Below are 12,739 nucleotides of genomic sequence, written 5' to 3' on the forward strand. Positions count from 1 at the left end.
CCATCCGGCAAAACAGGCACTGTATAAAACCCCAGCAAACACCCCTCAACCAGGCTATAATCAGGCCTGGTTTTGTTTTGTGGGATAGCGGCGTGGCACAGGCGCAAGAAGGCTTTTTACTGACCCGACACTGGCGGGATACCCCTCAGGGCACCGAGGTTGCGTTCTGGCTGGCGACGGATAACGGCCCGCTGCACGTTACCCTGCCGCCTCAGGAGTCCGTGGCGTTTATCCCTGAACACCACGTCGAGAAAGTAAAGCAGCTGCTGCGCGGTGAAAACGGCTGGCGCCTCACGCCTCTTGAGCTAAAAGACTTCCACCGCCAGCCGGTTTATGGCCTCTACTGCCGCGCCCATCGCCAGCTGATGCGCTATGAAAAATTGCTCCGCGAAGCGGGCGTGACGCTCTACGAAGCGGACATTCGCCCGCCGGAACGTTTTCTGATGGAGCGGTTTATCACCGCCCCCGTCTGGGTGGACGGCGCTGAGCAGAACGGTTGTCTCGTGAACGCGCGCCTGAAGCCTAACCCGCACTATCGCCCGCCGCTGAAGTGGGTCTCGCTGGATATCGAAACCACCCGTCACGGTGAACTGTACTGCATCGGCCTGGAGGGCTGTGGGCAGCGGGTTGTCTATATGCTCGGGCCGCCGAACGGCGATGCGTCCGCGCTGGATTTTCATCTGGAATACGTTACCAGCCGACCACAACTGCTGGAGAAACTTAACCAGTGGTTTGCCGAGCACGACCCGGATGTATTGATCGGCTGGAACGTGGTGCAGTTTGACCTGCGCGTTTTGCAAAAACATGCCGAGCGGTACCGTATTCCCCTGACGTTAGGGCGCGGAAACACGGAGCTGGAGTGGCGAGAGCACGGTTTTAAGAACGGCGTATTCTTCGCACAGGCTAACGGTCGCCTGATAATCGACGGCATCGAGGCGCTGAAATCGGCCTTCTGGAACTTCTCTTCCTTCTCGCTGGAAGCGGTCGCCCAGGCGCTGCTCGGTGAAGGTAAATCCATCGACAATCCCTGGGACCGAATGGACGAGATCGACCGGCGCTTTAATGAGGATAAGCCAGCGCTCGCTACCTATAACCTGAAAGACTGTGAGCTGGTAACGCAGATTTTCCATAAAACCGAGATCATGCCCTTCCTGCTGGAACGCGCAACGGTAAACGGTCTCGCGGTCGACAGGCACGGCGGCTCGGTAGCGGCCTTCAGCCACCTCTATTTCCCGCGGATGCACCGGGCGGGCTATGTGGCCCCTAACCTCGGTGACGTGCCGCCGCAGGCCAGTCCCGGCGGTTACGTGATGGATTCACGGCCCGGGCTGTATGATTCGGTGCTGGTGCTGGATTATAAAAGTCTGTACCCGTCGATTATCCGCACATTTCTGATTGATCCGGTAGGGCTGGTCGAGGGGATGGCGCAGCCAGACGATGCGCACAGTACTGAAGGTTTTCTCGGGGCACGCTTCTCGCGCGAAAAACACTGCCTGCCTGAGATCGTGGGAAACATCTGGCACGGCCGCGACGAGGCAAAACGCCACGGCAACAAGCCGCTCTCACAGGCGCTGAAAATCATTATGAACGCCTTTTACGGGGTGCTGGGCACCAGCGCCTGCCGCTTCTTTGATCCGCGTCTGGCGTCGTCCATCACCATGCGCGGGCACGACATTATGCGCCAGACCAAAGCGTTAATTGAATCCCGGGGTTATGACGTTATTTATGGCGACACCGATTCCACCTTTGTCTGGCTGAAATCGGCCCGTTCAGAAGACGACGCCGCGCAAATCGGCAAAGAACTGGTCGCCTTCGTGAACGCCTGGTGGCGCGAAAGTTTGCAAAAAGAGCGGTTAACCAGTGCGTTAGAGCTGGAGTTTGAAACCCATTTTGCCCGCTTTTTAATGCCGACCATTCGCGGGACCGACCAGGGCAGCAAGAAGCGCTACGCCGGACTGATTCAGGAAGGCGACAAGCAGCGGATGGTGTTTAAAGGGCTGGAGACAGTGCGCACCGACTGGACGCCGCTGGCACAGCAGTTTCAGCAAACCCTTTATCTGCGGGTGTTCCGCAATGAGCCGTATCAGGACTACGTGCGCGAGACGATAGCCAGCCTGATGGCAGGCGAACTTGACGCGCAGCTGGTGTATCGCAAGCGCCTGCGCCGCCCGCTGGCGGAGTACCAGCGTAATGTTCCTCCGCACGTCCGCGCGGCGCGACTGGCGGATGAAGAGAACGTTCGCCGGGGCCGCGCGCCGCAGTATCAGAACCGGGGAACGATCAAATACGTCTGGACAACGAACGGACCAGAACCCGTTGATTACCAGCAGTCTCCGCTCGATTACGATCACTACCTGACCCGCCAGCTACAGCCTGTTGCGGAGGGAATTTTACCGTTCATCAACGACGACTTTGCTACACTAGTGACAGGACAACTTGGGCTATTTTGACGCGTGACGAAACCGTTGCCATCCAGTACCATAGCGCCCTTTCCATTCCCGGACCCATTTTTCGATGACCGTCTTTTTTGACGGGGTCGAACTATTGCCTGCAATTAAAGATTAGAGCCGAACAACTATGCCTTTTACACTTGGTCAACGCTGGATCAGCGATACAGAAAGCGAACTTGGATTAGGAACCGTCGTTGCCGTCGATGCGCGCATGGTTACCCTCCTTTTCCCTGCTACCGGTGAAAACCGCCTGTACGCTCGCAATGACTCCCCTGTTACCCGCGTAATGTTCAATCCGGGTGATACCGTGACCAGCCATGACGGCTGGCAACTGAAGGTTGAAGACGTAAAAGAAGAGAATGGACTGCTCGCCTACATCGGAACGCGTCTTGATACCGACGAGACAAATGTCATCCTGCGTGAAGTGCTGCTCGACAGCAAACTGGTGTTCAGCAAGCCGCAGGACCGTCTGTTTGCCGGGCAAATCGACCGAATGGATCGCTTCTCCCTGCGCTACCGCGCGCGTAAGTTCCAGAGTGAGCAGTACCGCATGCCGTGGAGCGGCCTGCGCGGTCAGCGTACCAGCCTTATTCCCCATCAGCTGAATATCGCCCATGACGTGGGCCGTCGCCATGCGCCTCGCGTGCTGCTGGCTGACGAAGTGGGCCTGGGTAAAACCATCGAAGCAGGCATGATCCTGCACCAGCAGCTGCTCTCTGGCGCTGCCGAGCGCGTGCTGATTGTGGTTCCAGAAACGCTGCAACATCAGTGGCTGGTTGAAATGCTGCGCCGCTTTAACCTGCGCTTCTCACTGTTCGACGATGAGCGCTATGCCGAAGCCCAGCACGACGCGGACAACCCGTTTGAAACCGAACAGCTGGTCATTTGTTCCCTGGACTTCGTGCGCCGCAGCAAGCAGCGCCTGGAGCATCTGTGCGACGCTGAATGGGATCTGATGGTCGTCGACGAAGCGCACCACCTCGTCTGGAGCGAAGACGCGCCAAGCCGTGAATACATGGCGATTGAGCAGCTTGCCGAGCGCGTACCGGGCGTTCTGCTCCTGACCGCCACGCCGGAGCAGCTGGGTCTTGAGAGCCACTTCGCCCGTCTGCGCCTGCTCGATCCCAACCGTTTCCACGATTTTGAGCAGTTTGTTGAAGAGCAGAAAAACTACCGCCCGGTGGCGGACGCCGTCGCGCTGCTGCTGGCCGGTAATCGTCTCTCTAATGATGAGCTTAACACTCTCAGCGATCTGATTGGCGAGCAGGATATTGAGCCGCTGCTTCAGGCCGCGAACAGCGACAGCGATAATGCGGGATCCGCGCGTAAAGAGCTGATCGACATGCTGATGGATCGCCACGGTACCAGCCGCGTGCTGTTCCGTAACACCCGTAACGGCGTGAAAGGCTTCCCGAAACGCGAGCTGCACACCATCAAACTGCCGCTGCCGACCCAGTACCAGACGGCGATTAAAGTCTCCGGCATTATGGGTACCCGTAAATCTGCGGAAGATCGCGCGCGCGACATGCTCTACCCGGAGCAGATTTATCAGGAATTCGAAGGCGACACCGGCACCTGGTGGAACTTCGATCCGCGCGTGGAGTGGTTGATGGGCTACCTCACCGCTCACCGTTCCCAGAAAGTGCTGGTGATCTGCGCCAAAGCCGCTACCGCATTGCAGCTGGAGCAGGTTCTGCGTGAGCGCGAAGGCATTCGCGCCGCCGTGTTCCACGAAGGCATGTCCATAGTTGAGCGCGATCGTGCAGCAGCCTGGTTTGGTGAAGAGGACAGCGGCGCGCAGGTTCTGCTGTGCTCTGAAATCGGTTCTGAAGGCCGTAACTTCCAGTTCGCCAGCAATCTGGTGATGTTCGATCTGCCGTTTAACCCGGATCTGCTGGAGCAGCGTATCGGCCGTCTGGATCGTATCGGGCAGGCGCACGATATTCAGATCCACGTGCCGTATCTGGAGAAAACCGCCCAGTCCGTGCTGGTGCGCTGGTACCACGAAGGGCTGGACGCGTTTGAACATACCTGCCCGACCGGCCGCACCATTTACGATCAGGTGCATGCAGACCTGATCGGTTACCTGGCCGCGCCTGAAAATAGCGAGGGCTTTGATGAGCTGATTAAATCCTGCCGTGAGAAGCACGACGCACTGAAAGCGCAGCTGGAGCAGGGTCGCGATCGCCTGCTGGAGATCCACTCCAACGGCGGTGAAAAAGCGCAGCAGCTGGCCGAAAGCATTGAAGAGCAGGACGACGACACCAGCCTGATCAGCTTCTCCATGAATCTGTTCGACATCGTCGGTATAAACCAGGACGATCGCGGCGAGAACATGATCGTGCTGACCCCGTCCGATCATATGCTGGTGCCGGATTTCCCGGGCCTGCCGGAAGACGGCTGCACTATCACCTTTGAGCGTGATGTGGCGCTGTCCCGCGAAGACGCACAGTTCATTACCTGGGAGCACCCGCTGATCCGCAACGGTCTGGATCTGATCCTCTCCGGCGATACCGGCAGCAGCTCCATTTCCCTGTTGAAGAACAAAGCCTTGCCTGTGGGCACGCTGCTGGTGGAGCTGATCTACGTTGTGGAAGCGCAGGCGCCGAAACAGCTTCAGCTTAACCGCTTCCTCCCGCCAACGCCGGTGCGTCTGCTGCTGGATAAAAACGGTACGAATCTGGCCGGCCAGGTGGAGTTTGAAAGCTTCAACCGTCAGTTGAGCGCGGTGAACCGCCATACCGGCAGCAAGCTGGTGAATGCGGTGCAACAGGACGTGCATGCCATTCTGCAACTGGGTGAAACCCAGGCCGAAAAAGCGGCCAGAGTGCTGATTGATGCGGCGCGCAGCGAAGCCGATGAGAAGCTTTCTGCCGAGCTGTCGCGTCTGGAAGCGTTGAAAGCGGTGAACCCGAACATTCGTGACGATGAGCTGGCCGCAATTGAGAGCAACCGCCAGCAGGTGCTGGAAAGTCTGAATCAGGCCGGATGGCGTCTCGACGCCCTGCGTCTTATCGTTGTGACGCATCAGTAAGCGGAGCGCAAAATGGTAATGGAGCCCTACAATCCCCCGATGGATCCGTGGCTGGTCATTCTGTATCAGGACGAGCACATTATGGTGGTTAACAAGCCGAGCGGCCTGTTGTCCGTGCCGGGGCGTCTGGAAGAGCATAAAGACAGCGTGATGACGCGTATCCAGCGCGATTATCCCCAGGCCGAGTCTGTCCATCGTCTGGATATGGCGACCAGCGGCGTGATTGTGGTGGCTCTTAATAAGGCGGCAGAACGTGAGCTGAAGCGTCAGTTCCGCGAGCGCGAGCCGAAGAAGCAGTATGTCGCCCGCGTGTGGGGCCATCCGGCGCAGGCGGAAGGGCTGGTGGATTTACCGCTGATTTGCGACTGGCCGAACCGGCCAAAGCAGAAGGTGTGTTATGAAACCGGCAAGGCTGCGCAGACCGAGTATGAAGTGCTGGAGTACGCGCCGGATAATACCGCGCGCGTCCTGCTGAAGCCGATTACCGGGCGCTCCCATCAGCTGCGTGTGCATATGCTTGCGATGGGTCACCCGATTCTGGGTGACAGATTCTATGCGCCGCCGGAAGCGCTGGCGTTAGCGCCGCGCCTGCAACTGCATGCGCAGACGCTCACCATCACCCACCCTGCTTTCGGCAACGCCATGACTTTCAAAGCCCCGGTGGACTTCTGAAAAAATGGCCCGACACTGTCGGGCCATTTTTTTATTTAAAACCTTTCTGCTCTTTAATCAGCTCGTAGGCTTTCTGGATTTCCTGCGCTTTCTGTTTCGCCATCTCCATCATCTCAGGCGGCAGGCCTTTCGCCACCAGCTTATCCGGATGGTGCTCGCTCATCAGCTTACGATAGGCGCGTTTGATGGTCGTGACATCGTCAGAGGGCTTCACGCCGAGGACATTACAGGCATCTTCAAGCGTAGGGCCACGCTGCGCCTGCTGCCAGCCGCCACCGGACGATTGCTGTTGATAACCGCCGCCAAAGTGCGCGCCACCCTGCATCATGCGCAGGAACTGATCGAACTGCATGCGGGAAATGCCCAGCTCTTCAGCAATCACATACAGGACGTCCCGTTCATTCGGATGCAGAGAGCCATCCGCGAAGGCGGCCTGGATTTGAATTTCCAGAAACATCCGAATTAAATCAAAGCGCCCGAAGCAGATGCTACGGAACTGCCGCATTTTTTCACGCAGCGGGTAGTTATCCGCTTTACCAATCCTGAATGCATTCTGCGCCGCGACGCGGGATTCGCCGTGCAGATTCATGCGATCCATAAAGACGCTGGCAACCTGAATATCGGCTTCCGTTACGCGCCCTTTTGATTTGGTTAAGTGCCCCATCACCTCGAAGGTGGTGGAGAAAAAGAGTGACTGGCGCTCGCGCTGGTTGGCAAACCAGGCCATTTTGCGGCTGCGTGCTTTATCAAACATATGGCCGATAATGAGGCCAAGAACAACACCCCAGAATCCGGCACCCATAATAATTGCGAACGCAACGCCGATTATTTTACCCCAATACTGCATATACTCCCCGAATGGTCATGTTCCTGGCCGACGCAACGCCATCATTACAGTGGTCGCGCCACGGTCAATTGAGGGACATCGCCTATAATTTGCATTATCATACTCGTCATTCGATAGCGAGCCTAACACTCTGGCGCGCAAACGGGCAGGATTAACGCTGGTACTGCGCTGATGAGTAAGATAGTCTCTGAGCGTTTGTAAGCCGTAGCCACTGATGACGGAACAATAAAATACAACGTATGAAAAAACGTATCCCCACCCTTCTGGCCACAATGATTGGCACCGCCCTGTACAGCCAACAGGGGCTCGCAGCCGATCTCGCCTCGCAGTGTATGCTTGGCGTCCCAAGTTACAATCGCCCACTGGTGAAAGGCGATACGAATGACTTACCCGTCACCATTAATGCCGACAGCGCAAAAGGTAATTATCCTGACAATGCAACCTTTACGGGCAATGTCGATATTAACCAGGGAAACAGCCGTCTGCTGGCTGACGAAGTGCAATTGCACCAGAAGCAGCCGGAAGGTGCTCAGGCGCCTGTCCGTACGGTGGATGCGCTGGGTAATGTGCACTATGACGACAATCAGGTCATCCTGAAAGGTCCGAAAGCCTGGTCGAATCTGAATACCAAAGACACCAACGTCTGGGAAGGTGATTATCAGATGGTCGGTCGTCAGGGGCGCGGTACCGCAGACCTGATGAAGCAGCGCGGCGAGAACCGCTACACAATTCTCGAAAACGGCTCGTTTACGTCCTGTTTGCCAGGGTCAAATACCTGGAGCGTTGTGGGCAGCGAAGTGATCCACGACCGTGAAGAACAGGTTGCAGAGATCTGGAACGCCCGTTTTAAACTCGGCCCGGTGCCCATTTTCTATAGTCCTTACCTGCAACTGCCTGTGGGTGACAAACGTCGTTCAGGCTTCCTGATCCCGAACGCCAAGTACAGCACGTCGAACTACTTTGAGTTCTACCTGCCGTACTACTGGAACATTGCGCCCAACATGGACGCCACGATCACGCCGCACTACATCCATAAGCGCGGTAACATCATGTGGGAGAACGAATTCCGCTATCTGACCAAAGCGGGCGCGGGCCTGATGGAGTTTGATTATCTGCCATCAGATAAGGTGTTCCAGGACGAACATCCGAGCGAAGGTGATAAGCACCGCTGGATGTACTACTGGCAGCACGCCGGGGTAATGGATCAGGTTTGGCGCTTCAACATCGACTACACCAAAGTCAGCGATCCGTATTACTTCAACGACTTCGACTCTAAATACGGGTCCAGTACCGACGGTTACGCCACGCAGATATTCAGCGTGGGCTACGCCATTGAAAATTTTGACGCAACGGTGTCGACCAAGCAGTTCCAGGTGTTTGATACGCAAACAAACAGCACCTACGGTGCAGAGCCGCAGCTGGACGTGAACTGGTACCAGAACGATGTGGGTCCTTTCGACACGCACGTTTACGCTCAGGCGGTCCATTTCGTCAACACCAACTCGGATATGCCGGAATCAACGCGTCTGCATATCGAGCCGACGATCAATCTGCCGTGGTCAAACGACTGGGCAAGCCTGAATACCGAAGCCAAGCTGATGGCCACCCACTATCAGCAGAAAAATCTGGACTGGTATAACAAACGCTATGGCACCGATCTTGAAGAGTCGGTAAACCGTACGCTTCCGCAGTTCAAAATGGACGGGAAGCTGATTTTCGAACGTGACATGGCTCTTCTCGCGGATGGATACACCCAGACGCTTGAGCCACGTATGCAGTATCTGTACGTGCCTTATCGCGATCAGAGCAAAATTCAAAACTACGACTCGTCCTTCCTGCAATCAGACTACAGCGGCCTGTTCCGCGATCGTACCTACGGCGGCCTTGACCGTATTGCGTCTGCTAACCAGTTAACGACCGGCGTCACAACGCGCGTTTATGATGATGCTGCCGTTGAACGTTTTAACGTTTCTGTTGGTCAAATCTACTATTTCACCGAGTCTCGTACCGGTGATGACGACATTAACTGGGAGAAAGACAACAAAACGGGCTCACTGGTATGGGCGGGCGACACCTACTGGCGTATGACGGATCGTTGGGGTCTGCGCGGTGGTGTTCAGTACGATACACGACTGGACAATATCGCGACGGGCAGCGCTGCCATCGAATATCGTCGTGATGAAGATCGCATGTTGCAGTTGACGTACCGTTACGCCAGCCCGGAGTATATCCAGGCGACACTGCCAAACTATGCGAATACAGACCAATACAAAGACGGTATTTCACAGGTGGGTACCGCCGCGAGCTGGCCGATCGCCGATCGTTGGTCAGTCGTCGGAGCCTACTACTATGACACGAATGCCCAAAAACCTGCTGACCAGATGCTGGGTCTGCAATATAACTCCTGCTGTTACGCAATACGTGTCGGTTACGAACGCAAACTTAACGGCTGGGATACGCAAAACAGTCAGGGCAAATACGATAACGTGATTGGCTTTAATATCGAGTTGCGCGGCCTGAGCTCTAACTACGGTCTGGGCACGCAGCAGATGCTGCGCTCGAACATTCTGCCGTATCGTAGTTCATTGTAATGTGCTTGATTTACAACGTAATCCGCTTTGCGGTTAATTGAAATGGAAAAAGTATGAAGAACTGGAAAACGCTGCTACTCGGTGTCGCTATGGTTGCGAATACCAGCTTCGCGGCCCCACAGGTTGTCGATAAAGTCGCGGCTGTGGTTAACAACGGCGTCGTGCTTGAAAGTGACGTTGACGGTTTGATGAAATCTGTAAAGCTCAACTCGGGCCAGGCAGGTCAACAACTTCCGGATGACGCTACGCTGCGCCACCAGATCCTGGAACGTCTGATCATGGATCAGATTGTCCTGCAAATGGGCCAGAAAATGGGTGTGAAGATCTCTGACGAGCAGCTCGATCAGGCGATCGCCAACATTGCAAAGCAGAACAACATTACCCCGGACCAGATGCGTAGCCGCCTGGCCTATGACGGCATCAGCTATGCCACCTACCGTAATCAGATCCGTAAAGAGATGCTGATTTCAGAAGTGCGTAACAATGAAGTCCGTCGCCGCGTCACCATCCTGCCTCAGGAAGTGGATGCCCTGGCGAAACAGGTGGGTAATCAGAATGATGCCAGCACTGAACTTAACCTGAGCCACATCCTGATCCCACTGCCGGAAAACCCAACCTCCGATCAGGCGGCTGAGGCGGAAAGTCAGGCGCGCGCTATCGTTGAGCAGGCGCGTAATGGCGATGACTTCGGCAAACTGGCGATCACCTACTCTGCTGACCAGCAGGCGCTGAAAGGCGGCCAGATGGGCTGGGGCCGTATTCAGGAGCTGCCATCCCTGTTTGCCCAGGCGCTGAGCACGGCGAAGAAAGGCGACATCGTCGGTCCAATCCGTTCCGGTGTGGGCTTCCACATTCTGAAAGTGAACGACCTGCGCGGTCAGAGCCAGAACATTTCGGTTACCGAAGTGCATGCGCGCCATATCCTGCTCAAACCGTCTCCGATCATGACTGACGATCAGGCCCGTGCAAAGCTGGAACAAATCGCCGCAGACATCAAGAGCGGTAAAACCACCTTCGATAAAGCGGCAAAAGAGTTCTCTCAGGATCCTGGCTCTGCAAACCAGGGCGGTGACCTGGGTTGGGCGGCAGCGGATATTTACGATCCAGCTTTCCGCGATGCGTTAATGAAGCTGAATAAGGGTCAGATGAGCGCGCCAGTGCACTCCTCCTTCGGCTGGCATCTGATCCAGCTGATGGACACCCGCAACGTGGATAAAACCGATGCGGCACAGAAAGACCGCGCGTATCGCATGCTGTTTAACCGTAAGTTCTCTGAAGAAGCCGCAACCTGGATGCAGGAACAACGCGCCAGCGCTTACGTGAAAGTGTTGAGCAACTAATGAAACCGCATCGTGTTGTGATCACTCCCGGCGAACCCGCCGGGATTGGGCCTGACCTTGTGGTTCAGCTCGCCCAGCGCAGCTGGCCGGTAGAGTTGGTTGTTTGCGCAGATGCAACACTGTTACAAGACCGGGCAGCCTTGCTCGGTCTGCCTTTAACGCTCCTCCCTTACGTTGAAGGCCAACAGCCCGCACCGCAGCAGGCTGGTACTCTCACCCTGCTTTCTGTTCCGCTCCGTGCACCTGTTGTCCCCGGTGAGTTACACATCGAAAACGGCCACTACGTTGTCGAGACGCTGGCGCGCGCCTGTGACGGTTGCCTTCAGGGTGAATTTGCAGCCCTGATCACCGGTCCGGTGCATAAAGGCGTAATCAACGACGCGGGCATTCCGTTTACCGGGCATACCGAATTTTTCGAAGAGCGTTCGCACAGCCCGAAAGTGGTGATGATGCTGGCAACCGAAGCAATGCGCGTTGCGCTGGTAACAACGCACCTGCCGATCAAAGCCATTCCGGATGCCATTACGCCTGAACTCCTGCGTGAGATCATTGGCATTTTGCATCACGATCTGCAAACCAAATTCGGTATTCCGCAGCCGCATGTGCTGGTTTGCGGCCTGAATCCGCACGCGGGTGAGGGCGGACATATGGGCACTGAAGAGATCGACACCATCATTCCGGTGCTTGAGGAGATGCGGGCGAAGGGGATGAACCTCAGCGGGCCACTGCCTGCCGACACCCTTTTCCAGCCCAAATACCTGGATAAAGCCGATGCCGTACTCGCGATGTACCACGATCAGGGTCTGCCCGTGCTAAAATACCAGGGATTTGGTCGCGGGGTGAATATCACCCTCGGCTTACCCTTTATTCGAACGTCCGTTGACCACGGTACTGCGCTGGATCTGGCAGGCCAGGGAAAAGCGGATGTCGGCAGTTTTATCACGGCGCTTAATCTCGCCATCAAAATGATTGTTAATACTCAATGACTAATCGAGTCCATCAGGGCCACTTAGCCCGTAAACGCTTCGGGCAAAACTTCCTCAACGATCAGTTTGTGATCGACAGTATCGTTTCTGCCATTAATCCGCAGAAAGGCCAGGCCATGGTCGAAATCGGCCCGGGTCTTGCCGCGCTGACCGAGCCGGTAGGCGAACGCCTTGACGAACTGACCGTTATCGAACTCGACCGCGATCTGGCCGCGCGTCTGCAAACGCACCCTTTCCTCGGGCCGAAGCTGACGATTTATCAGCAGGATGCGATGACCATGAACTTTGGCGAACTGTCAGAAAAAATGGGACAGCCGCTGCGCGTGTTCGGTAACCTGCCGTACAACATCTCCACCCCGCTGATGTTCCATCTGTTTAGCTATACTGATGCCATTGCCGACATGCACTTCATGTTGCAAAAAGAGGTCGTTAACCGTCTGGTTGCAGGGCCGAACAGTAAAGCGTATGGTCGTTTAAGCGTGATGGCGCAATATTACTGCAACGTGATCCCGGTATTAGAAGTGCCGCCTTCCGCGTTCACGCCACCACCAAAAGTGGATTCTGCGGTTGTGCGCCTGGTGCCACATAAAACGATGCCGTATCCGGTCAAAGACCTGCGCGTGCTGAGCCGTATCACGACAGAAGCCTTTAACCAGCGCCGTAAAACGATTCGTAACAGCCTTGGCAATCTGTTTACCGTTGACGTGTTAGCTGAGTTGGGCATCGACCCGGCAATGCGTGCGGAAAATATTTCCGTAGAGCACTACTGCAAGCTGGCTAATTACATCAGCGACAATGCGCCGCCGAAGGAGAGCTAAG

General features: G+C 56.0%; 8 protein-coding genes. 7 read left to right on the forward strand and 1 reads right to left on the reverse strand.

Annotation, left to right across the window (positions count from 1 at the left end; genetic code table 11):
- Positions 1 to 92 precede the first annotated feature (92 nt).
- The 3 genes from polB to rluA all read left to right on the forward strand — a co-directional run bounded on the left by polB (position 93) and on the right by rluA (position 6,156).
- A complete protein-coding gene (gene polB, locus SK51_RS00715) occupies positions 93 to 2,450 on the forward strand; it encodes a DNA polymerase II (protein WP_023305426.1) in 2,358 nt (785 codons plus the stop codon).
- 127 nt (positions 2,451 to 2,577) lie between these two features.
- Positions 2,578 to 5,484 (forward strand): RNA polymerase-associated protein RapA, encoded by a 2,907-nt coding sequence (gene rapA / locus SK51_RS00720; protein ID WP_023305425.1) that lies wholly within the window; start codon positions 2,578 to 2,580, stop codon positions 5,482 to 5,484.
- Between the two features lie 12 nt (positions 5,485 to 5,496).
- A complete protein-coding gene (gene rluA / locus SK51_RS00725) occupies positions 5,497 to 6,156 on the forward strand; it encodes a bifunctional tRNA pseudouridine(32) synthase/23S rRNA pseudouridine(746) synthase RluA (RefSeq protein ID WP_003856412.1) in 660 nt (219 codons plus the stop codon).
- Between the two features lie 31 nt (positions 6,157 to 6,187).
- Here the strand turns inward: rluA and djlA are convergent, their stop codons facing one another.
- Positions 6,188 to 7,003, reverse strand: a complete 816-nt coding sequence (gene djlA, locus SK51_RS00730) for a co-chaperone DjlA (protein WP_023299305.1) — start codon at positions 7,001 to 7,003, stop codon at positions 6,188 to 6,190.
- A gap of 239 nt (positions 7,004 to 7,242) precedes the next feature.
- Between djlA and lptD the strand changes: the two genes are divergently transcribed.
- Genes lptD through rsmA form a run of 4 tightly spaced genes read left to right on the forward strand, consistent with a single transcriptional unit; the run spans position 7,243 to position 12,738 of the window.
- Complete coding sequence (gene lptD / locus SK51_RS00735; RefSeq protein WP_023305424.1) at positions 7,243 to 9,594, forward strand: LPS assembly protein LptD; 2,352 nt, start codon at positions 7,243 to 7,245, stop codon at positions 9,592 to 9,594.
- 53 nt (positions 9,595 to 9,647) lie between these two features.
- Positions 9,648 to 10,934, forward strand: a complete 1,287-nt coding sequence (gene surA, locus SK51_RS00740) for a peptidylprolyl isomerase SurA (protein ID WP_003856417.1) — start codon at positions 9,648 to 9,650, stop codon at positions 10,932 to 10,934.
- Positions 10,934 to 11,920: a 4-hydroxythreonine-4-phosphate dehydrogenase PdxA gene (pdxA, locus tag SK51_RS00745; protein WP_022647019.1), complete on the forward strand. Its 987-nt coding sequence runs from the start codon at positions 10,934 to 10,936 to the stop codon at positions 11,918 to 11,920. The genes surA and pdxA overlap by 1 nt, the downstream gene beginning before the upstream one ends.
- Positions 11,917 to 12,738 (forward strand): 16S rRNA (adenine(1518)-N(6)/adenine(1519)-N(6))-dimethyltransferase RsmA, encoded by an 822-nt coding sequence (gene rsmA / locus SK51_RS00750; protein WP_022647018.1) that lies wholly within the window; start codon positions 11,917 to 11,919, stop codon positions 12,736 to 12,738. Before pdxA ends, rsmA begins: the two co-directional genes overlap by 4 nt.
- The last annotated feature ends 1 nt before the right edge of the window (position 12,739 follow it).

It is taken from the genome of Enterobacter sp. MGH85 (assembly GCF_001037655.1).
Lineage (GTDB): Bacteria > Pseudomonadota > Gammaproteobacteria > Enterobacterales > Enterobacteriaceae > Enterobacter > Enterobacter intestinihominis.